This is a genomic window from Pontibacter actiniarum (assembly GCF_003585765.1).
In the GTDB taxonomy this organism is placed as follows: domain Bacteria; phylum Bacteroidota; class Bacteroidia; order Cytophagales; family Hymenobacteraceae; genus Pontibacter; species Pontibacter actiniarum.
Window position 1 is genome coordinate 384,709 of sequence record NZ_CP021235.1, and the last position, 26,295, is coordinate 411,003.

Here is a 26,295-nt window from a genome sequence, read left to right on the forward strand (position 1 = left end):
GACAATATATGTAAAATACGATAACTATGACTGTGGTTGAGAAATAAATTCGTGGTAAAACACTAAAATTAAGTATAAATGCGGCCGTATTGTCTCGGGAGGTGATAAGGGGGCACCGGGTGGAAACGATGAAGCCGCTCCAGCAAGGAAGCGGCTTTCAAGTATAGAAGTGTACAGACCGGTTTTACGGTAACAGCGTATGGCTTTGCACAAGGTGCCCTCCCCGTTGCAGTAGCTCAGCTTTGGCCCGGGAGAAGCCATCCGCGTCAATGGCGCGCGTGGCATCCTCTATAAAGTATACCTGGAAGCCTTCGGTTAAGGCATCCTTTGCAGAAAAGAACACACAGTAATCAGCGGCAAGGCCAGCCAGGTAGACTTCCGTTACGGATTTACCGCGCAGGTAATCCGCCAGGCCCGTGCTCTTCCGCCGCCCGTTGTCGAAGAAGCCGCTGTAGCTGTCTACCGCTGGGTCGGTTCCCTTTCTGAAGATGGCCTCGATGCGGTTCTGATCCAGCGCTTCGGAAAAGGCTGCGCCCGCGGTGCCCTGTACGCAATGGTCCGGCCACAAGACCTGCTCCAGGCCGTTCAGGTCTATCACCTCGAACACGTTTTTACCTGCATGGCTGGAGGCAAAGCTCTTGTGCTGCGGTGGGTGCCAGTCCTGGGTCGCTACCACCAGGTCAAACTGGTCCTGCAGCCTGTTCACGATGGGAAGTATGGCGTCTCCTTGCGGCACAGCCAGGGAGCCGCCGGGCAGGAAATCGTTTTGTATATCTACTAGGAGTAAAGCACGCATAGTATGGGGTAATAGGTGTAAGGGTACTGTCTGGGCTTTATATAGCCGTTCTGCTCAGCGCCAAGTTAGCGAATTTCTGCCATTCCCTCGTCCCTCGTACAGCTGAAGCAGCCGCCGGGCCCGGCTGATCCGGCAAACCAGCAGGCTCCGGGAAAGGGGGCATGGCTGGAGGAGTAAAGAGGGGTAGTAAAGGTTGCCGTGCAGGCCTGAAAACAGCAAGAGCCGCTTTAAAAGCGGCTCTTGCTGTTTTGTATTAGCTGTTGTCCTGGGAAACCTGTGGGTTAGGGCTGCCCTGGGCGTTTTGTGGCTTATTGCTTTTTCTGTTGCGGTTACGGTTCCTGTTGCGGCTCTTGTTTCTGCCTTCGCCCTGCTGCTCTCCGGCAGCCTGGCCTTCGGCACGTGGTGGCCGTGGGTTTGCTTCCCGCTTTGGCCTGTTTGCCTGAGCCTCGTCTGTGCGGGCTGCACCGTTTCCTTCCGGTTTAGGGCCTCTGTGGTGCTTGCTTCTGTTTTTGCTGCCTTTGTTTCCTGTGCCCGGTCTGCCGCCGCCGCGTTGGCGCTGGCTACCGCCGTCCCGGCGCGTCGGGTCGTAGGCCGGCCCTGGTCCGAAGTCGCCCGGCAGGGGCAGCTTCGGCAGTTCGCGCTCAATGAGGCGCTCCACCTTCTGCACACGGAACATGTCCTTCTCGTTGACGAAGGTAATGGCCATACCGGTAGAGGCGGCACGCGCGGTGCGGCCTACACGGTGCACGTAGTCTTCGGCGTCCTGTGGCATGTCAAAGTTCACCACGTGGCTCAGGCTATCGATGTCGATGCCTCTGGAGAGAATGTCGGTGGCGACCACTATCTGGTACTGCTTGTTCTTAAAGCCCTGCAGCGCCTTCTCACGCTCATCCTGCGTCATGTCGGAGGAAATGCCTTCCGCCGTGAAGCCCATCTTTTTAAGGGAGCGCACAATCTGGCTTACGTTCGACTTGCGGGAGGTAAAGATGATCATGCTCTGAACGTCCAGCTCCCGGAGCAGGTACTCCAGCAAGGGCAGCTTTTGGTTGTCGTACGTCAGGTAGAAGCGCTGGTCTATACCTTCTGCAGGCTTGGAGATGGCCAGGTTTACCTCGGCGGGCTGCTGTAGGATCTGCTGTGCCAGGTCCCGGATCTTGCGCGGCATGGTGGCCGAGAACAAGAGCGTCTGGCGCTGCTTGGGCAGCTGGCTGATGATCTTGATCAGGTCATCCATAAAGCCCATGTCCAGCATTTTGTCTGCCTCGTCCAGCACCAGGTGGTTCAGCTGGTTCAGCTTTACATAGCCCATGGCCATGTGCGAGAGCAAACGGCCTGGCGTGGCGATAATAATGTCGGCGCCTGTGGTGAGGGCACGTTTCTGCTGCTCCCAGTCGTCTCCTTTGTTGCCGCCGTAAATGGCGATAGAGCTTACCGAGGCAAAGTAGCCGAAACCTTCCACCTGCTCATCTATTTGTTTGGCCAGCTCGCGTGTAGGCACCAGAATCAGGGTGCTGGTGTGCTCGTAGCCTTCATGCGAAATACGGTCAATAAGCGGCAGCAGGTAGGCGGCTGTTTTGCCCGTTCCCGTCTGGGCACAGGCAATCAGGTCCTTCTGCTCCAGAATCAACGGTATTGCCTGCTCTTGTACTGGGGTGGGCTGGTTGTAACCCATCGAGTTAATGCCTGTCAGTACGTCTTCGTGTAAGTTAAAAGAATGGAAGTCCAATGCTTATAAATTTTGGTTTTACTACATGGCGGCCATCTTTTTCCATCAGCCGCTTTTGCAGAGTAAAGATACTATAAATATGAGTACGAAAAATATATGCTTTAATTCAAATATTTTATTGCATAATGTTGCGAATATATAGAACAATGTATTATGTTTGTAAAAAGTTGCACAGGGTAGTGGGTTGTGCAATAAACGAATGCCTCGATTATTCAATTCTTGTCTTTTTGTGGCGCGTGTTATTTGTTGGTTTAGGGCTGTTTAAGGGAATGTATGAATATCGATATATGTTAATGCTTATTAGTTGAGTACTATTTGTTGCAACATTGCCTTACAAGTAGCGTACATACCAACAGGAAAAGAGATATAAAACATAATAAAAACTATATATAAAATCATAAATATAGCCATGAAAAAATTTGTACAAGAGTCTCCTAACTTCTCACTACTGTTAGGCCTTAACATTATCAATGCTATCTTCATGCTGCTCCTTTAGCGCAGCATCTTAAATACACCACCACCTGATTAGAGCGGCCTCGCCACAAGCGGAGCCGCTCTTTTTGTGTCTTTCAGGTAAAATTTTCTTTATTTTGTTTTGAGGAGGAGGGGGCGTTCCCCGAATTCAGGAAACGCAGTAACGCAGACTTTTCTATGGCAGGACACAACAAATGGTCGCAGATCAAGCGCAAGAAAGGAGCCCTGGACGCCAAGCGATCAAAGATATTTACCAAACTCATCAAAGAAATAACGGTAGCCGTGAAAGAAGGCGGCGCCGACCCGGATGCCAACCCGCGCCTTCGCCTTGCCATACAGATGAGCAAGGGGGCCAACATGCCCAAAGACAACATTGAGCGTGCCGTATCAAAAGGAGAGGGAGGCGACGCCAGCGACTACAGTCAGGTAAACTACGAAGGCTACGGCCCCGGCGGCGTGGCCGTATACGTGGAGTGCCTCACAGACAACATTAACCGTACCGTGCAGAACCTGCGCACCATGTTCAACAAAAGCGGCGGCAGCCTGGGCACCAGTGGCTCGGTAGAGTACCTGTTCGACCGGAAAGGCGTGTTTGTGGCACACCGCAACCCGGAGCAGCCGATAGACGAGGACGAGCTGTTGCTGGAGCTGGCGGACGGCGGTGCCGAAGAGGTTGAGTTCGAGGAGGGTTACATGACCATCTACAGTGCCATGGAAGACTTTGGGGCACTGCAGAAAAAGGTAGAGGAGCTGAACCTGGACCTGGAGAGCGCAGACCTGCAGCGCCTGCCGCAAACCACCGTAAAGGTAGAGGACCCGGAGGCGGTGCGGAAGGTGCTCCGGCTGATCGACTCGCTGGAGGACGACGACGATGTGCAACAGGTATACCATAACCTGGAGCTGAGTGAGGAGGTGATGGCAGCGCTGGAGTAGCAGCCAGCATAATACCACACTTTAGTGCTGCCCCTGCTGGCGATGCCGCTTTGCCTGGACTAGCCTTTGGTGATCCAGGGCGCTGTAACAGCCGCCCGCTAGGGCGTTAGGTGCGACACAAGCTTTCGGGAAGGGGCGTGTGCAGTGCCAGGGGGCTTTCTTTTCGTGGCTGAGCAGCCAAGGCTACCGTGCCAAAGCTGCTGAAGTGGCGACTAACCGCCTGCATTCCCGTACCCTTATCAGGCCGCAGCCTCTGTTCTGCGGTTTCTTATCTTTCATCAGCGTACAGTAGAACTCACGTTTAACAATGGCGGAACACATCTTTAAAGACATGCTGGTGCTCGAACTGGCAAGCGTGCTGGCCGGGCCAAGCGTCGGGCAGTTCTTTGCGGAGCTAGGCGCCCAGGTTCTTAAGGTAGAGAATGCCGCCACCCGCGGCGACGTTACCCGCAACTGGAAGCTTGCATCCGAACCCTCCGGCACCGACACGCCCGCTTATTTCTGCGCCGCCAACTGGGGCAAAGCCTCCCTGGCCCTGGACCTGACACAGGCCGCGCAACTGCAGCAACTCTACAGCCTGGTGCAGCAGGCCGATATAGTGATTGCCAGCTACAAGCCCGGCGATGCGGAAAAGCTGCAGGTAGGCTACGATACGCTGAAAAACATAAATCCGCGCCTGCTTTATGGGCACATTACCGGCTACGGCCCGCACGATACACGGGCAGGCTACGATGCGGTCGTGCAGGCGGAGAGCGGCTTCATGTACCTGAACGGGGAGGCAGGCGGCCCGCCGGTAAAGATGCCGGTGGCGCTGATGGACATCCTGACGGCGCACCAGCTGAAAGAGGGGCTGCTGGTGGCGCTGCTGCAGCGGGAGCGTACCAGGCAGGGGCAACTGGTGCAGGTGTCGCTGCTGCAGGCAGCAGTATCGGCACTGGCAAACCAGGCGACGAACTACCTGGTGGCAGGGCAGGAGCCGCAGCGGATGGGCTCTGAGCACCCGAATATTGTGCCTTACGGGTCGGTTTACACGGGTCGCTGCGGAAAGCAACTGGTGCTGGCTATCGGCGACGACAGGCAGTTTAGCAGGCTCTGTGCCATACTTGGCGCGGAGGAGATGGCCCTTGACCCCAAGTATAAAACGAACGCTGCGCGGGTGCTGCACCGGCAGGAGGTAAACGAAAAGCTGCGCCAGTTAATTGGCCGCCACGGGCGGGAGGAGCTGCTGCAGCGCTTGCACGCGCAGCATGTGCCTGCGGGGGCGGTGCGCACCATCCCGGAGGTTTTCGCGCTCCCCCAGGCGCAGCAGATGCTCCTGCACTGCCAGGGCGCCAGGCCAGGGCTGCGGCAGGTCGCGTTTCAGCTACAGGGCCAGGAAAATCAGGCGCTTACCCCACCACCGAGCTATCAGGACTAACGTAACATAAAGGAAAGGCAGGGGTGCGTTGCAGAAGCCCTGCATGGAAACCCAGCGGAGGGAAAGGCATCGGCGGGCGGTGCGCTGGAGCGGTTGCCGGCTCGGCCCGGGCAAGGGCTGCACAGGCCGGCGCACCCGCCTATGAGCCTCCTGTAGGTATGGCTGTTTCTCTTCTAAACTAAACAAAGTGTGGCGAAGAGCGGTAAAAACAGAAGCTAAGAAATAAATCAACAGCGCACACAACATGGAAGACAGATTAGATGATATCATAAACGGGCTGCATCACAAGTCCAAAACAAAGCAGATCATTTACCGCAATACCAAGGAAACCTTTGAGCGTATGAAGCTTATTTCGCAGCAGCTGGTGGAGGAGCTGAAGGAGCGGGTTGCGGAGCAGGATGCGGATGTGGAGATGGAGTACCGCAGCATAAGTGAGCATGAGTTTCAGGTGAAATTCTCCGGCGATTTGTTGGTGTTTGTGATGCACACGAACGTGATCACCTTCCCGGACGACTACGAGATTATGCGCAACCCCTACGTAGAGGAGGATTTTAGAAGGAGGTTCTTCGGGCATATCATGGCCTACAACTTTATGGCAGACACCGTGAAGTATAACCGCCTGGACGACCCCGGGTACCTGGTGGGGCGTATGCTGGTGAACATCGAAAATCACTTTTGCGTGGAAGGCGTAAAGCAGCTGGACCTGCCGTTCGAAAAGATAACAGACTTTGCAAACAACAAACTGAACGACCGCGTGCTGCGCATTATCGTGGAGAGCGCGATGGTTGCCTCCGTTAACAACGACCTGATGGGGCAGGATGTGAGTGATATTGAGCGCATCACCCTAAAGCAGAAACTGGAGAACATGCACCTGACCAAGCCGCGCAAGCTGGGCTTCCAGGTCAGCCATGAGCTAACGAACTAACCACGATAACCACGAGGGAGAAGTATAAAAAAGGCCCGGGCAACACCCGGGCCTTTTTTGCTCATCTTTAAACAAAATTTCTTTCAAGATTGGCTTAGCACGTCTCCACTGGCTCCTCGCGCAGCTGCTGAATAGCCTCTTCGATCTGCGGCAGGCTGTGCAGTAGCTGCTCAAAACTCTCAATGCAGAAGTACTGGCTCTGGAAGGTCTCCTTGATGTAAGAGGTGTCGAGGATGTGCTTGACGTCAAAATCATACTTCACGCTCTCCTCAGAAACCGACAGCTTGCTTTCCCCGACGGACGAAAGGATGCCGGCGCCGTAAATCTTCGCTTGCTCGCCCGGTTTGCGGAACAGGCCGAACTCAATGGTGTACCAGTAGATGCGCGTCAGGCGGTCTATGATGTCCGGCCTGTCGATGTGCTGCAGCGCCATTGCCGACAGCCGGGCCAGGAAATCGCAGTAAACCGGAATGGTGAGGAGCGGCACGTGGCCGAACACATCATGGAACATGTCGGGCTCCTCCAGGTAGTCGAGCTGGTCCATGCGGCGCACCCAAACGGTTGCCGGGAACTGCTTGTTGGCAATCAGCTGGAAGAACAGGGCATCGTCTACAATACCGGGGGCGGCCACCACCTCAAAGCCGGTGATCGGCTTTATGCGCTGGTTTACCTCCTCAAAGTTCGGGATGCGCTCGCGGGTGAAGCCCACTTTCTGCAGGCCGTCCATAAACTCTGGGATGGCTTTATCAGGCAGGTTCTCTAGCTGGCGGTCAAACAGGATGGTCCATACGTTATGGTTTTCTGCGGTGTAGGAGCTGTAGTTCTGTTTCAGGTTCATAGGTTCTGTGGTTGATATTGTCGTTGTTTTTGAATTAGGTGCAAAAAGAAAAAAGCAGGGGCTTGAGCCGCTGCTTTGGCAGGTTCACCGGTGGTGGGAGAGTGTTCTCCGAGTCCTAAAAAATGGGTGTGGTGATTGCCTTAGCTGCGGTTGCTGTAATAGCGGTAATAATAGCTGTAATAGCTATACACGCTCAGGCAATAAGAATAAGAAGTATACAGCAGCGCCATGCCAAGGGAAGTTGGCAGAGAAAGAGTTGTCGCTATGGCTGCTGGTTTGTGCATTCAGATTCTGTGTACTGCAATAATGCAAACTTCTGGTTTAAACGCAAACTTTATTTTATGGTTTTGCCGTGCGGCACTGGAAGCCGGTAGGGCCCTTAACCACAAAAGGCACCGCATGCGGCGCCTTTTGTGGTTTTAAAGTATGGTTTAGGGCTACATGAGCTCGGCCAGCTCGAGCCAGCGGAACTCTTTTTCCTCTAACTGCTCGTTGATGCGCTCGAGTTCTTTGGCCAGGGCCGTCAGCTCCTCGTGGTCTGTCAGGGTGTTGCTGTTCATGGTTTCGATGATCTCGCTTTTGCGGGTCTCCATCTGCTCGATCTCCTGCTCCAGGCGCTCGTACTCCTTTTTCTCATTAAATGTGGCTTTGCGCTTGGCGTTTGGCTGCTCCTGCTTTTTTTCAACGACTGGTGCGGGGGCGGCTTTGGCTTCTTCCTGCTGTAGCTTTTCCTGCTCTTTCTGCCACTCGCGGTAGTCGGTGTAGTTGCCCGGGAAGTTGCGTATCCGGCCTTCGCCCTCAAACACGAACAGGTGCTCTACCAGCCTGTCCATAAAGTAGCGGTCGTGGCTGACAATGATCAGGCAGCCCCCAAAGTTCAGCAGGAAGTCCTCGAGTATGTTCAGCGTAATGATGTCGAGGTCGTTGGTGGGCTCATCCAGGATCAGGAAGTTCGGGTTCTTGATGAGTACGCGCAGCAGCTGCAGGCGGCGCTTCTCCCCACCGCTCAGCTTGCTTACAAACGTGTACTGCTGTGGCGGCGCAAACTGGAAGTGCTGGAGGAACTGGCTCGCCGTGATCACCTCGCCGTTGGCCATCTCCACTACTTCGGCTATTTCCTTCACGATATCGATCACGCGCTGGTCCTCCTTGTACACCAGCTCATCCTGTGTGTAGTAGCCAAAAACGGTGGTCTGGCCGGCTTCTATCGTGCCCGCATCCGGCTGCAGCTTGCCCGTCAGCATATTCAGGAACGTGGATTTGCCGGCTCCGTTAGGGCCAACGATACCAATGCGGTCCTTCTTTTTGAATATATAGCTGAAGTCATCCACGATCTTCTTCTCCCCAAAGGATTTCGAAATATGGTCGACTTCGATGATCTTGCCCCCCTGGCGCGTGGTCTTTACCGACAGCTCCAGCTGCGGGCCGCTGGTTTTTTTGGCCGCCTTCTCCTTCAGGTCCTCAAAGGCGTCTACTCTGTACTTGGCCTTGGTGCCGCGTGCTTTTGGCATCCTGCGGATCCACTCCAGCTCCTTGCGCATCAGGTTGCGGGCCTTTTCGGTTTCGGCGGCGGCAGACATTTCGCGCTCCGCTTTTTTCTCCAGAAAGTAACTGTAGTTGCCTTTGTAAGTATAAATCTCGCCGTTGTCGAGCTCTGCGATCTCGTTGGCCACTTTGTCCAGGAAGTAGCGGTCGTGGGTAACCATCAGCAGCGTGGTGTTCTGTGTGCTCAGCATCCCCTCCAGCCACTCAATCGTGTCCAGGTCCAGGTGGTTGGTAGGCTCGTCAAGGATCAGCATTTCGGGCTCCTCTATCAGTACACGGGCCATGGCCACCCGCTTGCGCTGCCCACCGGAGAGCTTCTTGATCTGCACATCCAGGTTGTTGATGCCCAGCTTGGAGAGGACCTGCTTTACCTTGACCTCAAAGTCCCAGGCCTGCAGCTCGTCCATGCGCTCCATCAGCTGCTGCATCTTTTCGGCGCTGGTGTTCGGGTTGGCGATGGCCGCCTCGTAGGCCTTTATCAGCTCCAGCGTCTCGTTCTGCATAGAGAAGATCGTCTGCTGTACCGTCAGTTCCTCGTCGAACTCCGGGTTTTGGCCCAGGTAGCCGATGCGCACCTCCTTGCGAACGCTTACGCTGCCTTCATCAGGCGGCAACTTGCCTGCCAATACGTTGAGCAGGGTGGTTTTGCCGGAGCCGTTTACGCCCACCAGCACCACGCGCTGCCCCTGGCTGATGCCAAAGTTAAGGTTCTTGAAAAGCCAGCGGTCGCCGAAACTCTTGGATATGTTTTCTGCTGATAGATAATTCATAAGGCAAAGTTAGCGATGTGCCGACACAAAAGATAGCTGCCGGCCATAAAACAGCGGGTAACCTGGGGCTGCGGGTACAAAAAAGGCCGGCCCTGCGGGGCCAGCCTCTCTGTTGCGTGTGGTTAAGACTTGTTTTCTAGTGCATGGTGCTTTCGGTGGCGTGTCGGGTGCGGTACGATTCGCTCGGCACGCGGTGCGTGGTCAGCGAGGCCAGTATAGAGAATATACCACCAATCAGGTGTGGCATAAAGACACGCTCATCAAAGTTAAACATCCACGGCGACAGCGCGAGAATCACACCGAGTCCGAAGTCAAGCATCAGGTGTGTTTTCATCGGAATCTTATGAATGACACCGACCTCGTAGTCTGTGGATGCCGCCTGTAAGAGTACAATAATACCTGCAATCACCATGGTCCAGGTTGCCCAGCTTACGTCTGAGAAATCAAACAGCCAGGGGGCAATTATAAACACCAGGCCTACAACATAATCTATAATCCCGTGAAATCGGGTTGGGATAAATCTCATAATAATCCTCCTTTCGTCTTTGGTTCAGACTTTTGTATACGCAAGAAGGTATGCAGAGGGAGGAAACAGTACAATTTTTTAGTGAATGGTTAGTCTGTAACGACCAAGGTGCGCGCCAGGTAATCGTGCAGCATCTGATGCCGGCGGGACGTTAGCATCAGCAGGAAGCCCAGGGCCAGCGGAACAGCCGACACCAGCTTGGAGAAATAACGCAGGTTTGCCTGTGCAAAAGAGATGCGCTTGCCGCGGAGGTCGGTCACCTTGAGGCCGTGGGTAAACTTACCGATCGTGGCCTGTTTCTGCGACGACTCCAGCAGGGTATAGTAAGCCCAGTGGATGATAGGGAAGTAGGGGTTCAGGAAGAGCATTTTTACGGCCACCAGCATTTCGGACAGGCTAAAGCTGTCCTGCGAGAGGTCTTTCCAGGTGTAGAGTTGCTCCGGTGTTGAGCTTAACCCGTACAATATAAACGTGTAAGAGAACACGAGCAGCGTGGTGTCTACCAGGAAAGAAACAAAACGGATAGACAGGCTGCCGTACAGGGCCGATCGCTTGATGGTAGGGGCGTTGGGTAGGGTATAAGCTGTTTGCATGGGTAACATTTTAAGGGTAAAGCAGCAGTAAACAGCTTGTTTACACTGGAAAGGTAAGTGCGAAAGAGCTCACCAGAAAACAAGTACGTTTTACACCATCTGTAAAGACCTTTGCCAAGGTTTAGCTTCCGGGTGAAAGCTAAGTGTGGAGCGTTGAGGTTATAAAAATAGCTATTTGTTTTAAACCAACAAATACTTTGATATAATTAATTTACAGCCTCTTGTTGTATAAATAACTTTGTTAAGGATGTAACTTTTTATTGAAATGATTAATTCGAAAAGGTTACAAAATATGGTGAATGGCCTAAATAGGAGGGCGAAAGTATGATTTGGCCTGCTTTTCGTTAATTTCGCTTATTATGACTCAGGAAAAGAAGGATAGACCCATTGGGGTTTTTGATAGCGGCATTGGTGGGCTTACTGTGGCTCAGGCAATTATAAACGTGCTGCCCAACGAGCGCATCGTGTATTTCGGCGACACGGCTCACCTGCCCTACGGCGACAAGTCTACGGCGGCGATACAAGCCTACGCGGTAAAGATATGCGACCTGCTGATCCGGCAGAACTGCAAGGTTATTCTGATTGCCTGTAACTCGGCCTCGGCGGCGGCCTACGAGCTGGTTAAAGAGTACGTGGGCAGCAAAGCCAAAGTGCTCAATGTAATCGACCCGACAGTGCACTACATCGGGCAGGCCTACGCCCAAAAAACCGTCGGCCTTATCGGCACAAAGCAGACGGTGAACTCCAACGTTTACCGCAAGAAGGTCGACGAGCTGGACCGGGGTGTTGAGCTGCGGTCTCTGGCCACGCCCTTGCTGGCGGCCATGATAGAGGAGGGCTTTTTCAACGATTCCATCTCGGAGAGTGTGATTCACACCTACCTCTCAGACCCGCAACTGCGCCACATCGAGGCGCTCATACTGGGTTGCACGCATTACCCGCTCATCAAAAAGCAGATTGAGGGCTACTACGAGGGCAAAGTGGATGTGCTCGATGCCAGCCAGATTGTGGCCCAGTATGTGAAGGCTTACCTGGAGGAGCACAATCTGGCGGCCGACAAGCCTTCCGGCGACCACACGTTCTATGTGTCTGACTTTACCCGCTCGTTTGAAGAAAGCACCCGTATCTTCTTTAAGCGAAAGGTAAACTTGGAGCACTACCCGCTGTGGGAGTAGGTGGCGCGTAGCATTGGCTGCGCGTTATAAATGATGAACGAAGAGTAAGAGTTGGAGCAGGCCATGTAAACGCCCCTGCTGAGCATGGGGGAATAAAAGGTGCGCGCTACCTAATAGGACTGTTGAAAGTATAAGCGGGGCTCTGTTTTACACGCCTAGTTCCCCGTAAAAAGCGTATCTTTAAGCTACACGCAAGTATCATCCCGATGAAGAAAAAATACCTGACCATAGGAGACCTGAAGCGAAATGCTTTTATCGTGGCGGCGGCAGCCTGTATGGGCCTTAGCGCCTGTGGCTCCAACCGCAATGAAGAATGGAATGCCGGAGAAGAGGTGGCCGTGCCCGACGGCATTATCACAGAACTGACGGAGGAAGCGCCGGACCAGTGGAAAATAACCGATGAGCAGACCACGACACCGGGCCAGAGCATGGCCATACTGAAGTACAACGATGGCCGCGTGGACACGCTGAAGGGCCTGGAACTGGAAAACCAGATGAAGGCATTGGCCAATAACCAGCAGCAGTACCAGCAGGGCGGTTTTGGCATGGGCAATGTGCTTTGGTGGAGCGCCCTTGGCTATATGGCTGGCCGTAACATGGCACCGCGCGCAGGCTATTATGCCAACCCGGGCCTGATGAACAATACCAGCGCCTGGCGACAGAACGTACAAACCTACCGCCAGCGTGCCACCGCACCAAGGTCTGGCCGCAGCGGTTTTTTCAGAGGTCGAAGCGGAGGAGCGGGAGCCTAAAACCTGATTGTATTCATGCAAGATAAAAGCAAAATGCGCCTGCAGACGCACAAAGGCGATATAGAGACTGCTGTGCGAGGCCTTGGCTGGGATTGGTGTGTGGAGGATGGCTGTGCCAATTATGTGCCGGGCGAGGCCGTTGTGTTGCCCGAAAATGAAGCTGATGCCTTACTCGAGGCTGCCGATACGCTGTACGAAATGATGGTGAACGCCATCCCCGACGACCTGCCCGATGAGTTTCTGAAAGTGCTGGGCATACCAGAGAACCTCTGGAAAATGGTTCGCCACTCCTGGAACGATGAACGGCATTGGCATCTGTACGGCCGTTTTGATCTGGTACAAACACCGGAGGGGCCCAAGCTGCTGGAGTTTAATGCGGACACGGCTACCTCTATACCTGAAACTGCTGTGGTGCAGTGGGCGAGCTTGGCGGCGGCCGGCAAAAAAGAGGCGAAGCAGTATTCCGGTTTATACGAGGAGCTGGTAGAGCAACTGAAAACCTGGCGCATGTTGAACGATGACCTTGCCCCTGCGCTTTTACTCACCTACATTGGCGAGAGTGCCGAAGACGAGGCTAACTGTGCTGTTATAGCACAGGCCGCAACCGAAGCTGGTTTTGATCCGCACCTTTGCCCGATAGAAAATGTAAGCGTGTCTACAGAGGGAACGGAGCGCGGCGTATGGGCGCAAGTAGCTAACGAGCAATGGCAGCAGTTTCCGTTCCTGTTTAAGCTTTTGCCCTGGGAGCAGATTGCCTGGGAAGAACCTGAACTTTGCCATAGCCTTGCCGAACTGTCTGCTACCCGAAATGTGATAGTTGCAAACCCTGCTTATACGTTGCTGTTTCAGAGCAAAGGCATGCTGGCCTGGCTCTGGAAGGCGTACCCCTACCACCCACTTCTCCTGGAAACAGACCTTACCCCGATTAGCGGCAAGTATATCCGCAAGCCATACTTTGGCCGCGAAGGACAGAGCGTGGAGGTAATGGATAAGGTGCGTGTGTTAAAAGTAGAAGGTGAGTACGACGATCAGCAGCAAGTATACCAGCGCTGGGTGGAGTTACCTGAAGATGACAAAAACTACCAGTACCAGGCAGGCGTGTTTTGGGCAGGAGAAGGCTGTGCCATTGGCTTTAGGCGGGAGAAAGGTATTATCACTAACCTCTCGCAGTTTGTGCCGCACCTGGTAGAGTAAGTAAAATATAAAAGTTAAAAAGAGACATGATCATAGAGTCAGAAGCAGACCTGGAAGGAATAAAGAAAGTAAGTGAAGCCGTTGCCGTTACGCTCCGAAAAATGAGGGAGTATACCAAAGTAGGTATCACCACTAAAGAGCTGGACGAGTATGGAAATAAAAGACTGGAAGAGTTTGGAGCCAAGTCTGCGCCTAAATCAGAGTACGATTTTCCGGGTTATACTTGCATCAGCGTCAACAACGAGGCTGCGCATGGTATTCCTTCCGAAGACACCATTTTGAAAGAAGGCGATTTAGTAAATATTGATGTGTCTGCGGAGTTAGATGGTTTTTATGCTGATAACGGTGGCTCATTTATACTTGGCGAGGATATCAATGGGCTAAGCAAACTGGTTGATGTCTCCGTAACGGCACTGCACAAAGCACTGAGTGAAATCAAAGGCGGAAAGAAAATAGCAGAGGTTGGCCGTACCATTGAGCAGGAAGCTAAAAAGAATGGGTTCAAAGTAATTAAGAACCTGGTGGGCCACGGCGTAGGGCGCAGCCTGCATGAGGCGCCTGACGAAATCCCGAATTTCTACGACAAAGACAACACGCAGCGGTTCCGGAAGAACAGTGTGGTAGCGGTAGAAACGTTCATCTCAACCAAAGGCAGTTATACCCGCGAAAAAGGCGACGGCTGGACCTTACTAGCTGATGAAGGTGCCTATGTAGCGCAGCACGAACACACCATCCTTATAACAGACGGTGAGCCCATCATCCTGACAAAGGAAAACGGCATATAAATTTTAGTAGAGCACATTAGCAGATCTAGCCCGACATCCTTAACTCAAAAGGTGTCGGGATTTTCTTTTAGCAAACCCTCCCATTCATAATTCTTAATTCATAATTCTTAATTAACTACAGTTTGCCCTACCTTTGGGGTAACAAACACAAACACGTATGCTTGCTTTTCTGCTGACATTAGGTGCTCTGCTAGGGGTGGTGATTGTGCTGGCGTATGCTGAGCGCAAGGTGGCTGCTTTTATGCAAGACCGTATGGGACCGACAGAAGCGGGGCTGCAAGGCTCGTTGCAGGCGGTAGCCGATGTGCTGAAGCTGTTGCAGAAAGAAGATATCATACCTGCTGCAGCAGACAAAAAGCTGTTCAAGCTGGCACCCATCCTGATCTTTGCGGCTGTATTCGCGGGCTTTGCCGTAATTCCATTCACACCCACTATGGTGCCAGCAGGTATCGGTATAGGTGTGTTTTACCTGTTAGCCATCGTGTCGTTGGATGTGGTTGGGTTGCTGATGGCAGGTTGGGGCTCTAATAACAAGTATGCCATGCTGGGGGCCATGCGCTCTGTGGCGCAAATTGTGTCGTATGAGATTCCGGCTGGTTTGGCCATACTATCTGCTGTCATGATCTGCCAATCGCTGGACTTTCAGGAAATCAGCTATCAGCAGGGGGCGTTAATGAATCAGTTTCCGGGCTTGGAGTATGACATGAACTGGCTATTCGGTGTGGAGGCTTTAGGTATAAATACTACAACCATTGGTGGCATTACTACCTGGAATATCTTTCGGGCACCTATGCTGCTGGTTAGCTTCGTGATCTATTTTATTGCCTCGCTGGCTGAAAGCAATCGAGCTCCTTTTGACATTCCGGAAGCAGAGTCGGAGTTGGTGGCGGGTTTCCATGTGGAGTACTCGGGCTTCCGTTTTGCGGTGCTGTTTTTAGCGGAATATAGTATGATGGTGCTGGTTTGTTTGGTTGCGGTCGTGCTGTTTTTAGGCAGCTGGAATACACCTTTACCAAACATCGGCCTTATAAGCCTAGCTTACTGGACCACCGGCACGCCCGGCGAATTATCAGGTATACTTTGGGGCATTTTCTGGCTGTTGAGCAAAACCTTCGTGCTGCTGTTTCTGCAGTTACAAATACGCTGGACTTATCCGCGCCTGCGCGTAGACCAACTCATGCACCTCTGCTGGAAAGTGCTGACACCCATTGCGCTGGGTATTGTGCTGCTGGCAGGCATCTGGCGACTATCAATGATTTAAGTTAGACACAAGCAAGTAGAAAGACAGGATTACTTTTATACTATACTGTCATCCTGAAAGGATCTTGTGGGCGAACTAGAATGGCTTTTATAGAGCGCAGATACCGCTCGCGGAGGTAGGGGCCCTCTTTAACCAAGACCCTTTCAGGATGACAACAAAAAATTGGTTAAACTAATTTAGTCTCCATACTCAGCAATGCACAAATTCATTGAAGTACTTAGGAAGAGATTGCAGGAACCACTACCTGGTGAAGCAGCCCATAATCTAATGGCAAGTACAACAAGGAGTAATCTCAAATTCAGGACAAAGCCTGATAGCCAGACCAAGGAGAGTGCAGTATTGATATTGTTCTATCAGGATGAAGGTAAAATTAAGTTGCCATTGATTCTGAGACCTGTTTATGAGGGAGTGCATAGCGGCCAGATAGCCTTACCTGGAGGCAGAAGAGAAAAGGCGGATGCAGATTTCTACCAAACAGCTTTGAGAGAAGCGAAGGAAGAAATTGGTATCAACCCGGCAGATGTGACAGTTGTTGGCCACCTGAGTGATCTGTTTGTGTTTGCCAGCAACCATATGGTGCATCCGGTGGTTGGTTATATAAACCACAAGCCAGCGTTTTTAACTGACCCCAGGGAAGTAGACCAGCTGATAGAAGTACCGCTCTCCACGTTGCTTGATAAAAGTATCAGGGGCATCACCAACATTGTAGTGTCTAGCAACATGGAGATTTCTGCACCTTACTTTGATGTGGACGGTCATACCGTGTGGGGTGCCACCGCTATGATGTTGAGTGAGTTGCTCACTATAATTAATGAGCTGGGGGATGAAAGCCTTCCATCTTAAAAACAGTACTTGTTTAACTGCGCCATGCGTGTTTTAACCTGCTAACCTTTTAACTTTGAAGGATGAAAGAAGCTTTTCGAGCTAAAACCGGATTCTGGAGCGGCGTAAAGTCACTGGCAAGTGGCATGCGCCTGACGTGGAAGCACTTTACCGGTGCCCGAAAACGCCGTACGCCAGAGTATGTGTCGGATGAGAATTACTTTAAGCAGGCAGATGGGCTGGTAACGCTCAAGTATCCGTACGAAGCCATACCTGTGCCTGACAATGGCCGCTACCGCCTGCATAACGAGATAGATGATTGTATTGTCTGCGACCTTTGCGCTAAGATCTGCCCCGTTAACTGCATTACCATCGAGTCGGTAAAGGCTACGGAGGACATTGACACTACCTCGGACGGCACGAAGAAGCGCCTCTACGCGCCTACCTTTGATATAGACTTAGCGAAGTGCTGCTACTGCGGCCTCTGCACCACAGTTTGCCCAACCGACTGCCTCACCATGACGCCAGTGTACGATTTCTCTGAAGTGGATATTAAAAACATGGTCTACCACTTCACCGACCTCACACCAGAGCAGGCAGAAGAGAAGAAGCAACAGTTTGCGAAGCAGCAGGAGGAAATGGCAGCAGCTAAAGCCGCTGCGTTGGCCGCACGAAAGCAGGGGTAAAGCGTCTTTCCATTTAAGAAGCAAATAGCCTCAGATACTCACAGACCCTTCGGACACTGCGAGGTCCTTACGAAATCTAATTGATTAATGTTAATGGATAACATAAACATGCTTTTTTACATCTTCGCCATACTTGCCATACTTTCCGCAGCCTACATGGTGCTAACACGCAACCTGCTGTACGCAGGCTTTTCGCTGCTCATTACGCTGCTAAGCTTAGCCGGAATATATGTGTTGCTTTTTGCTGATTTTGTGGCCGTAACCCAGCTGATGGTTTATGTGGGAGGGGTGTTGGTGCTGATCTTGTTTGGCATTATGCTTAGCAGCCGTGTACAGGATAAGTCAGTGCTGTCGGAGAGTGTAAACAAGGTATGGGGCACAACGGTGGCAGGCCTTATACTTGTTGGCATGTGCTATACTATACTTAAATCAAACATCAGTGCGCTGCCCTGGCTGCAAACCACAGAAGTAAATGTGCTTGGCCTGCAAAAAAGTACCGTGCAAAGTATAGGTATAAAATTGATGACGGATGTAGTAGTACCCTTTGAACTGGCCTCGCTGCTGTTGCTGATCGCCCTGATAGGTGCTGCCTATATTGCCACGGATAACCAGAAAGCGTAACCATGGAAGCTGTCCCTTTAGAACATATCTTACTGCTAGGTGCTGTACTGTTTAGCCTCGGTATCCTGGCCGTTATTTCTAAACGCCATGCCGTGGTGGTGCTGATGGGAATTGAACTGATCTTTAACGCAGCTAACCTGAACCTGGTAGCTTTCAGCCGTTATGACCCGTCGCTGTTGCAGGGGCAAATGTTCTCGCTGTTCGTGATTGTAGTGGCTGCAGCCGAGGCAGCCGTTGCGCTGGCTATTGTGCTGCGGGTATACCAATACTTTAAAACGGCCAACCTAAACGAAATTGTTAGCCCCGAAAATAAATAGCACCTGCTGCGCTCTTAATCTCCTCTAAACAATAGGTATTAATTTTAGGCAATATATGTAACTTTGCCCGCTGTTAGCCAGCAGCAGCTACTAACATCAGAAACTGTAATCGATTTTGCTTTGGAGCTATCCGACCTATTACAGCCTTTGGCAGGCACACCCGAAACCGCAACCGCTCTGGTTGTGCTGTTACTGCCGCTGTTAGGTTTTCTGATTTTGTACCCGTTCGGCAAACGCTTCCCACGCCATGGCGATTGGTTAAGTATAGGCTTAACAGCCATAGCTTTTATACTATCAGCATGGCTCTTTACCCAAACCTGGAACACAGCCACTTATCACAGTCGAGTTACCTGGTTTAGCTTACCGGGCAGCTCCTTAACTCATTTTACAGCCGGCGTGCTGCTTGATAACCTGACGGTGCTCATGCTGTTCATCGTTACATTTATATCCCTGTTGGTGCAGCTATTCTCAGTTGGGTATATGCACGGCGACAGGGGCTATAGCCGCTATTTTGCTTACCTGGGGCTATTTACCTTTAGCATGTTAGGTATTGTGCTGGTTGATAACCTGCTGCTGCTTTTCATGTTCTGGGAGTTGGTAGGCCTCTCCTCATACCTGCTGATTGGCTTCTGGTTTAAAAAGCCTGCAGCTGTTGCAGCGAATAAAAAAGCATTCCTCATAAACCGCATTGGTGATATAGGGCTACTGCTTGGCCTGTTTGCCTTTTATACTTACTTCCGCACGTTCGACCTGGAGACACTACGCCTTTTGATTGGCAACGGCACCTGGGACAGTGGTAGTTTTATCGCTACTTACACTTTAAACGGGCAGGACTGGCAGGTAGAGCTAGGGCCGATTTTCCTGACAATGGCAGGACTGGGGCTGTTTATGGGTTGTGTAGGTAAGTCTGCTCAGTTCCCCTTACAAGTGTGGCTGCCCGATGCGATGCAGGGGCCAACTCCGGTTTCAGCACTGATACATGCCGCAACTATGGTGGCAGCCGGTGTATACTTGGTGGCCCGTTGCTATGCCTTTTTTACGCCGCAGGCGCTGGTGGTGATAGCAGTAGTTGGAGCCGTGACAGCCTTAGTGGGAGCCTTGGTGGCCCTTACGCAAAACGATATCAAAGCTGTACTCGCTTTCTCTACCATTTCACAGCTAGGGTATATGGTGATGGGAATGGGCACAGGCGCACACGATGCTGCCTTGTTCCATCTGGCAACACATGCCTTTTTCAAAGCAGCGCTGTTCTTAAACTCTGGCATCATCATTCATGCTATGCACCGTGGTTTGCACCGCCACCACCTGCACCTGGATGCGCAGGATATCCGCAACATGGGCGGCCTGCGCAAAGCGATGCCGCTTACGTTTTATACTTATTTGTTAGCTACGGCGGCACTTGTAGGTCTTCCCTTATTCTCGGGTTTTCTTTCTAAAGACGCTATCCTTTCCGGCAGTTGGGCCTGGGCACAAACCATGAGTGCACATGGCAGCAGCTTCTTATATATCGTGCCGATTATTGGGTTTACGGTGGTGCTGCTGACGGCTTTTTACATGGCGCGTCACATGTGGTTTATCTTCTTTGGTGAGTTTAGAGCTCCTTTTAGTGTGCAGGATTTACGATTGAAAGTAGGGCAGGAGGTAGAGCATGTGATGGCGCTGCCGGTTATCTTATTGGCTATACTTTCCCTGGGCATTTTCTTCTCCCTGAACCCGCTAAATTTTGGAAGCAGTTGGCTCATGCAAGGTATAAGTCTGGATAAACTAAATGGTTCAGCTATACTTTCAGGCGCCCTGCTACAGGCCGTAAAGGCACAGGACGCGGCAAACCATACTCTGCATATTGTTTTCGGGGTGCTGTCTACCTTATTAGGGATAGCAGGAATTAGCTGGGCTATCCTGAAGTATAAAAGCAGAAGCTCGCAACAGCTACAGCAGGAAGCGCCACGCAGCAGAATAGCTGTTCTGTCGCACAACCACTTCCGGTTAAACGAGCTTTACCATAAAGCCTTTGTGCAGCCGACGCTGCTGTTAGGCAAAGGCCTTTACCGCACCGACAAGCGGGTAATTGACTACACCCTCGACAACGGCAGCAAAATCCTGGTAATCCTGGCAAAGATCGTCGCCTGGTTCGACCGTTGGGTAGTGGATGGGCTGGTGTGGCTGGTCGGGGCGCTATCGAAAGTGCTGGGGCGCGTTGGACGAGGCTTTCAGAACGGAAAGGTGCAGAGCTACTACGCCTACTCTTTATTCGGATTTATTTTACTTCTGCTATATATCATCCTGTTTTGATGTTAATTTCGCGATCAGGATTTTCAGGATTAAAAGATTGGCAGGATTTAGGGAAATATTACATCAATGCTTAGCTAGCAGAAGGTGTTAACAGCTAAACAAGACAGTACTTTGAAAATCCTGCGCAAGTGTATCAATCATAAAAGGAAAAGTCTTGTGTCTTGATACCTGATACTTGTGTCTAAAAAAGACTGTGTCTCATAAACATGAATTTTATACTTAGTAGCCTCATTTTTACACCCCTGCTGGCCGCACTGATCGTGCTACTGCTGCCCGCACGCCTGCAGAAGCCTGTAAAGGCCGTGGCGCTGGTGGGCGCGCTGGTGCAGATGGGGCTTTCCATACTTCTATACTTCCGGTTTGATGGTTCCACCGTTGCCAACGGGCAGCAGGGCTATCAGTTTGTAGAGAAAGTAAACTGGATCGGTTTTGCCCTGGGCAGCCTGGGCCGTTTCCAGATAGACTATTTTGTGGGCGTTGACGGGGTAAGCATCAGCATGGTGCTACTCACAGGCATTGTGGGCGTTATTGGCGTGATCTCCTCCTGGGCCATCACCAAAAACGTGAAGGGTTATTTTCTGCTTTACCTGCTGCTGCTTACCAGCGTCATGGGCTGTTTCCTGGCCTTAGACTTCTTCCTGTTCTACCTCTTCTTTGAGTTTATGCTGCTGCCGATGTACTTCCTGATAGGCATCTGGGGCGGCCCGAAACGCGAATACGCAGCTATTAAATTCTTTATCTATACGTTGGTCGGCTCTCTCTTCATCCTGCTGGTGATGATCGGGCTGTACACGTCGGTGATAGACCCTGCGGCTACAGCGGCACAGATGGGGCTACTGGATCAGGGAACTGCGGTAGGAGCGGATGTGCTGAAGCAGGTACAGCAGATGCTACAGCGCAGCCAGATCAGCAATTACAACCTGGTGCACACCTTCAGCATACCGGCCATGATGGAGCCAGCCAACTTTATCCCGGGTAGCCTGCTGCATGTGCTTTCGGGCGCGATGCTCTGGGATTTGCCTTTGCGCTTTATCGCTTTCCTGCTGCTGTTCGCCGGCTTTGCCATCAAGGTGCCGTCAGTGCCGGTGCATACCTGGCTCCCAGACGCGCACGTGGAAGCGCCTACACCAATCTCTGTTTTGCTGGCGGCTGTGCTGCTTAAAGTGGGGGGCTATGGCCTGATTCGCATTGTGTATCCTGTTTTCCCGGATGCCGGGGCCTACTTTGCCGTACTGGTGGGCGGCTTAGGCGTCTTGTCCATCATCTATGGCGCGTTGAATGCGCTGGCCATGAACGACCTCAAAAAGCTGATTGCCTACTCTTCGGTATCGCACATGGGCTTTGTGCTGCTGGGCTTAGCCTCGCTCACGATTGAGGGCGTGAACGGCGCGATTTACATGATGTTCAGCCACGGCATCATCTCCGCTATGCTCTTTTTGGTGGTAGGGGTGATTTATGACCGCGCCCATGACCGCATGATTCAGAACTTCAGGGGGCTTGCCAGCGTGATGCCGGCCTACACGGCCTTTGTGGTCATCGCCTTTTTCGCCTCGCTCGGTTTGCCCGGCTTCTCCGGTTTTATTGCCGAGCTGTTGGTGCTGGTGGGTGGCTTTGGAGCACCGGAGGCTACGGGTTTGCTACCGCGCTGGCTAACCGTAGTGGCTGTATTCGGGCTTTTGCTTGCAGCAGCTTATTACCTATGGGCCTTGCAGCGCATGTTCTTCGGCAAGTACTGGATTTTTCCGGAACTAAGGGCCGAGGCCGTGATGACCGACCTTAACAAAAGAGAGTACCTGATGCTGGTGCCCTTGGCGGTGCTGGCGCTACTGTTTGGCATATTCCCGCACCTTCTCCTCGACAAAATAAGCCTGACCGTAACCGGCTTTACAGAGCTGTTACTGCAGCGCGGGCAGGAGCAACTGGGCCTCATTTTTTCAAGACTACAGTAAGTGAACGAGCAGGCAGTATATTTAGCAGATCAGTTGAACGCCATTATTGCTGGGGCAGGCACACTGCTGCCCGAGTTCCTGCTGGCCTTCTTCTTCCTGCTGCTCGTTACCCTCGACCTTTTCAAATCAAAAGCCATCAAGCGGCTGCTGCCCTGGCTGGCGCTCACTGGCCTTTTTTCGGGGCTGCTGCTGCAGGTGCTCGGAGGCTACGCCGGTGTAGAGGAGCCTTTCCTGAACCTGCTGGTATCCGACGGGGTGGCCCGCTACGGCGGCATCCTCTTTAGCGCCGCCGGCATCTTCACTGTTTTCATGGCCCTGCAGCACCGCGGGCTGGAGAAGCTGGAAGAGGGCCGGGGGGAGTTCTATGCGCTGCTGCTGGTGCTGGTGCTGGGCCTCAACCTGATGGCGAAGTCGGTGAACCTGCTCATGGTGTTCCTGGCTATCGAAACGGTGTCCATTGCTTCCTACATCCTCACGCTAACTTTTAAGCAGGAGAAACGCGCCGTAGAGGCAGGCCTGAAGTACGTGCTTTACGGGGCCTTGTCGGCAGGGGTGATGCTCTACGGCATGTCCTTTTTCTACGGTCTTACGGGCACGTTAAACTATACTTCGGATGTGTTTGCACTTAGCCTGATGCAGGCGGACGGGCTGCTGGTAACCGTGGCCACCGTACTTGTACTGGCTGGCTTTTTCTTTAAGATATCGGCGGTGCCGTTTCATTTCTGGGCACCCGATGTGTACCAGGGAGCACCGCTGCCGGTGGTGGCGCTGTTTTCTACCGCCCCGAAGATGGCGGGCATACTGGTTATACTTCGCTTTGTCACAAACTTTGCCGACGCTACGACTTTCGCCGATGTGCAGCTGCTGCTAGGCATTGCAGCCATAGCCACACTGGTGATCGGTAACTTTACGGCCCTGTGGCAGAAAACGCCGCGCAGGCTGCTGGCTTATTCGTCGGTGTCGCACGCCGGCTTCCTACTGATGGCGCTGCTGGCCTTTGGCTCCAGCTACACTTCGGCGGTGCTGTTCTACCTGACGGTGCTGCTGTTCATGAACTTCGGTATCTTCCTGGTGCTGCAGGTGGCAGAGGAGCGGTTCGGAGTAAAAACGCTGGAGGATTTTTCTGGTTTGGGGCGTCTGCAGCCGTACCTGGGCGTGATGGCGGTGCTGTACCTGCTGTCCTTAACGGGGCTGCCGCCTTTGGGTGGCTTTATGGGCAAATTACTGGTGTTCAGTAATGTATGGGAGGCTTACACGTTGAGCGGAAACACGCTTTTACTAGTGCTGCTTATCACCGGCATACTGCTGACGGGCGTGGCGCTTTTCTATTATATCAAGATACCATACTACCTTTTCTTTAAAAGGAATCAAACTCAGGAAAATTTAGTTATTTCACCGTCGAATAAACTGCTGCTGGCACTGTTTTCCCTGCCGCTGCTGGTCCTGTTCTTTAAACCCGACCTGCTGCTGCGCTGGATAGAGCAACTGCTTGCCCATACACTATAAACGTACTCATGAGCGACGCAATAAAGCACGAATGTGGTATAGCCCTGATCAGGCTCAGAAAACCAATCTCCTACTACGCTGAGAAGTATGGCACACCGATGTACGGCATCAATAAGCTGTATTTGCTGATGCAGAAGCAGCACAACCGCGGCCAGGACGGGGCGGGAGTTGCCAGCATCAAAATCAATGCGTTGCCGGGCATCGACTACATCAGCCGGTTCCGCTCCGTAAAGACCCGTGCCATCGACAGTATCTTCGGCAAGATCGGGAAGGAGTATAAAGGCCTGCAGGAGGCTTACCCCGAAAGAGCGGAAGACGTGGAGTGGGTGTGGGAGAACATGCCTTTCCTGGGCGATGTGTACCTGGGCCACCTGCGCTACGGTACCCACGGCCTTAACAGCGTGGATAACTGCCACCCGATGGTGCGCGAGAACAACTGGCGCAGCCGCAGCCTGGCCGTGGCCGGTAACTTCAACATGACCAACGTGGATGAGCAGTTCAACAAACTGCTGGACCTGGGGCAGCACCCGAAGCACAAATCAGACACCATTACGGTGCTGGAGAAGATCGGCCACTTCCTGGACGAGGAGAACCAGCGCCTCTTCGACTACTATAAAAAAGGCGACTATACCAACAAGGAGATCACGCAGCTGATTGAGCAGAATCTGGACATGCAGCGTGTGCTCAAGCGGGCTGGCAAAGACTTCGACGGGGGCTATGCCATGGCTGGCCTGACGGGCTTTGGCGCCTCTTTCGTGATGCGCGACCCGAACGGTATCCGGCCTGCCTACTATTACATGGATGAGGAGGTCGTGGTTGTTGCGTCCGAGAAGCCTGCGATCAAAACGGCCTTCGGTATTGATTACAGCGAGATCAAGGAGATTAGCCCCGGCCATGCCCTGATCATTGACAAAGCCGGTAACCCGGAGCTGAAGGAGGTTGTGGAGCCCCGCGAGAAACTGTCGTGCAGCTTTGAGCGCATTTATTTCTCCCGCGGCAACGATCCGGAGATTTACACGGAGCGCAAGAACATGGGCCGGCGCCTTTGTCCGCAAATTCTGGAGGCTGTTAACTACGACCTCAAGAACACGGTTTTCTCCTACATCCCGAACACAGCCGAGACATCATGGCTGGGCATGATGAAGGGCATCGAAAACTACCTGCGCGACTACCGCAAAAAAGCCATTCTGAACCAGAGCCTGTCGGAGGAGCAGCTCGACGAGATTCTACAGTTCAAGCCGCGCGCCGAGAAACTGGTGATTAAGGATGCCAAACTGCGCACCTTTATTACCGACAACGACAGCCGCGACGACCTGGTGACGCACGTGTACGACACGACGTATGAGGTAGTGAAGAAAGGCGTGGATACGCTGGTGGTACTCGATGACTCTATCGTGCGCGGCACTACCCTGGAGAAAAGCATTATTAAGATGCTGGACAAGCTGGAGCCGAAGAAGATTATCATCGTATCGTGTGCCCCGCAAATCCGCTACCCGGACTGCTACGGCATTGATATGTCCCGCATGAAGGAGTTTGTGGCTTTCAGGGCACTGCTGGGCTTGCTGAAAGACACAGGTCAATGGGATAAACTGCAGGAAACCTACAACAAGTGCCTTGCCGCCGCCGGCACCCCGGCCTTCAAGCAGACCAACTATGTGCAGGAGCTGTACGACCTGTTCACGCACTATGAGCTGGCGGATAAAGTGGCCGAGATCGTGAAGGCACCGGAGGTGAAAGCCGAGGTACAGGTGATCTACCAAACCATCGAAGACCTGCACGAGGCATGCCCGAGCCACAAAGGCGACTGGTACTTTACCGGCAATTACCCAACACCGGGCGGTACAGGCGTAGTAAACAGAGCCTTCATGAACTTTGTGGAGAACAAGTCTGGAAGGGCTTATTAAGGTAAATTATAGACAGGCTGCATAATCAGCAGTTCTGTTACGCAATAATAAAGGGCAGGGCCGGTGCAACTACTGCACCGGCCCTGCCCTTTATTAACTACCTCTGTTTTCGTGCTCTCTGGCGCAAGTCTCTCCTTCTGGCGCAAGCGTCCGCTTGTGCCGTTGACTGCCTCTGTTTATACTTAAACACCCCCTGCTGGCCTCCTGCTGGCGCGAGTTTGTAACTCGTGCTTTAAAATAATGCTGAGTTTGCAACTCAACTGGCTCGCAGAGCCATACTTGCAGCTGACTTTCGAAACAGCTTCTCTGGCGCAAGCGTCCGCTTGTGCCTCCAACTGCCTTGGCTATACTTGCTAAAACACTGCTTTCCGCATCTCCAAGCAAGCTATCTTTTCTAGTTCCCGTTCATCCTCCAGCTCTCAAACACCCAACGCTTCACTTCTTGCTTTGGAGCGCTCACGGCCGCGAGGGTTCGTACTGGGGTTAGG

22 protein-coding genes are annotated in these 26,295 nt (G+C 52.5%); 16 read left to right on the forward strand and 6 right to left on the reverse strand.

From position 1 onward, the window contains the following. Window positions 1-184: 184 nt before the first annotated feature. Together pncA and CA264_RS01645 are read right to left on the reverse strand one after the other, a co-directional pair. Entirely contained in the window at window positions 185-796 is a 612-nt protein-coding gene (gene pncA, locus CA264_RS01640) for a bifunctional nicotinamidase/pyrazinamidase (protein ID WP_025604075.1), read from the reverse strand. 253 nt (window positions 797-1,049) lie between these two features. Beyond that, entirely contained in the window at window positions 1,050-2,522 is a 1,473-nt protein-coding gene (locus CA264_RS01645; protein WP_025604076.1) for a DEAD/DEAH box helicase, read from the reverse strand. A 651-nt stretch (window positions 2,523-3,173) separates the two neighbouring features. Between CA264_RS01645 and CA264_RS01655 the strand changes: the two genes are divergently transcribed. The 3 genes from CA264_RS01655 (at window position 3,174) to CA264_RS01665 (ending at window position 6,271) form a co-directional block, all read left to right on the forward strand. Beyond that, the gene (locus CA264_RS01655) at window positions 3,174-3,929 is read left to right on the forward strand and encodes a YebC/PmpR family DNA-binding transcriptional regulator (protein ID WP_025604078.1); all 756 of its coding nucleotides are present in this window, start codon (window positions 3,174-3,176) and stop codon (window positions 3,927-3,929) included. Window positions 3,930-4,236: 307 nt separating this feature from the next. After that, entirely contained in the window at window positions 4,237-5,346 is a 1,110-nt protein-coding gene (locus tag CA264_RS01660; protein ID WP_025604079.1) for a CaiB/BaiF CoA transferase family protein, read from the forward strand. A gap of 244 nt (window positions 5,347-5,590) precedes the next feature. Next, window positions 5,591-6,271 carry a hypothetical protein gene (locus tag CA264_RS01665; RefSeq protein WP_025604080.1) on the forward strand — a complete coding sequence of 227 codons (681 nt, stop codon included), beginning with the start codon at window positions 5,591-5,593 and terminating at the stop codon, window positions 6,269-6,271. Window positions 6,272-6,365: 94 nt separating this feature from the next. On the opposite strand, the gene CA264_RS01670 is transcribed toward CA264_RS01665, so the two are convergent. The 4 genes from CA264_RS01670 to CA264_RS01685 form a co-directional block, all read right to left on the reverse strand. Next, entirely contained in the window at window positions 6,366-7,127 is a 762-nt protein-coding gene (locus CA264_RS01670) for a phenylalanine 4-monooxygenase (protein ID WP_257791738.1), read from the reverse strand. Between the two features lie 419 nt (window positions 7,128-7,546). Further along, window positions 7,547-9,424 (reverse strand): ABC-F family ATP-binding cassette domain-containing protein, encoded by a 1,878-nt coding sequence (locus CA264_RS01675; RefSeq protein ID WP_025604082.1) that lies wholly within the window; start codon window positions 9,422-9,424, stop codon window positions 7,547-7,549. A 136-nt stretch (window positions 9,425-9,560) separates the two neighbouring features. Next, window positions 9,561-9,950, reverse strand: a complete 390-nt coding sequence (locus CA264_RS01680; protein WP_025604083.1) for an SPW repeat protein — start codon at window positions 9,948-9,950, stop codon at window positions 9,561-9,563. An 89-nt stretch (window positions 9,951-10,039) separates the two neighbouring features. Beyond that, complete coding sequence (locus CA264_RS01685) at window positions 10,040-10,543, reverse strand: RDD family protein (protein ID WP_025604084.1); 504 nt, start codon at window positions 10,541-10,543, stop codon at window positions 10,040-10,042. A gap of 359 nt (window positions 10,544-10,902) precedes the next feature. Between CA264_RS01685 and murI the strand changes: the two genes are divergently transcribed. The 13 genes from murI (at window position 10,903) to CA264_RS01750 (ending at window position 25,807) form a co-directional block, all read left to right on the forward strand. Further along, window positions 10,903-11,718: a glutamate racemase gene (gene murI / locus CA264_RS01690; RefSeq protein ID WP_025604085.1), complete on the forward strand. Its 816-nt coding sequence runs from the start codon at window positions 10,903-10,905 to the stop codon at window positions 11,716-11,718. 206 nt (window positions 11,719-11,924) lie between these two features. After that, the gene (locus tag CA264_RS01695) at window positions 11,925-12,470 is read left to right on the forward strand and encodes a Cj0371 family chemotaxis-regulating polar lipoprotein (RefSeq protein WP_025604086.1); all 546 of its coding nucleotides are present in this window, start codon (window positions 11,925-11,927) and stop codon (window positions 12,468-12,470) included. A 15-nt stretch (window positions 12,471-12,485) separates the two neighbouring features. Beyond that, window positions 12,486-13,664, forward strand: coding sequence for a glutathionylspermidine synthase family protein (locus tag CA264_RS01700; protein WP_051364285.1), 1,179 nt, complete (start codon window positions 12,486-12,488; stop codon window positions 13,662-13,664). A gap of 26 nt (window positions 13,665-13,690) precedes the next feature. Continuing rightward, complete coding sequence (gene map / locus CA264_RS01705; protein WP_025604088.1) at window positions 13,691-14,449, forward strand: type I methionyl aminopeptidase; 759 nt, start codon at window positions 13,691-13,693, stop codon at window positions 14,447-14,449. Window positions 14,450-14,606: 157 nt separating this feature from the next. Continuing rightward, on the forward strand, window positions 14,607-15,710 hold the full coding sequence (locus CA264_RS01710; RefSeq protein WP_025604089.1) for a complex I subunit 1/NuoH family protein: 1,104 nt from the start codon (window positions 14,607-14,609) through the stop codon (window positions 15,708-15,710). Window positions 15,711-15,905: 195 nt separating this feature from the next. Continuing rightward, the gene (locus tag CA264_RS01715) at window positions 15,906-16,553 is read left to right on the forward strand and encodes an NUDIX hydrolase (RefSeq protein ID WP_025604090.1); all 648 of its coding nucleotides are present in this window, start codon (window positions 15,906-15,908) and stop codon (window positions 16,551-16,553) included. A 62-nt stretch (window positions 16,554-16,615) separates the two neighbouring features. Continuing rightward, the gene (locus CA264_RS01720; RefSeq protein ID WP_025604091.1) at window positions 16,616-17,218 is read left to right on the forward strand and encodes a 4Fe-4S binding protein; all 603 of its coding nucleotides are present in this window, start codon (window positions 16,616-16,618) and stop codon (window positions 17,216-17,218) included. A 93-nt stretch (window positions 17,219-17,311) separates the two neighbouring features. Then, a complete protein-coding gene (locus tag CA264_RS01725; protein ID WP_036775023.1) occupies window positions 17,312-17,839 on the forward strand; it encodes an NADH-quinone oxidoreductase subunit J family protein in 528 nt (175 codons plus the stop codon). A gap of 2 nt (window positions 17,840-17,841) precedes the next feature. Next, a complete protein-coding gene (gene nuoK / locus CA264_RS01730) occupies window positions 17,842-18,156 on the forward strand; it encodes an NADH-quinone oxidoreductase subunit NuoK (RefSeq protein ID WP_025604093.1) in 315 nt (104 codons plus the stop codon). Between the two features lie 120 nt (window positions 18,157-18,276). Further along, entirely contained in the window at window positions 18,277-20,448 is a 2,172-nt protein-coding gene (gene nuoL / locus CA264_RS01735; RefSeq protein WP_051364300.1) for an NADH-quinone oxidoreductase subunit L, read from the forward strand. A gap of 206 nt (window positions 20,449-20,654) precedes the next feature. Then, window positions 20,655-22,397: a complex I subunit 4 family protein gene (locus CA264_RS01740; protein WP_036775024.1), complete on the forward strand. Its 1,743-nt coding sequence runs from the start codon at window positions 20,655-20,657 to the stop codon at window positions 22,395-22,397. Next, window positions 22,398-23,903: an NADH-quinone oxidoreductase subunit N gene (locus tag CA264_RS01745; protein ID WP_025604096.1), complete on the forward strand. Its 1,506-nt coding sequence runs from the start codon at window positions 22,398-22,400 to the stop codon at window positions 23,901-23,903. An 8-nt stretch (window positions 23,904-23,911) separates the two neighbouring features. Further along, window positions 23,912-25,807, forward strand: a complete 1,896-nt coding sequence (locus CA264_RS01750; RefSeq protein ID WP_025604097.1) for an amidophosphoribosyltransferase — start codon at window positions 23,912-23,914, stop codon at window positions 25,805-25,807. Window positions 25,808-26,295: the final 488 nt, after the last annotated feature.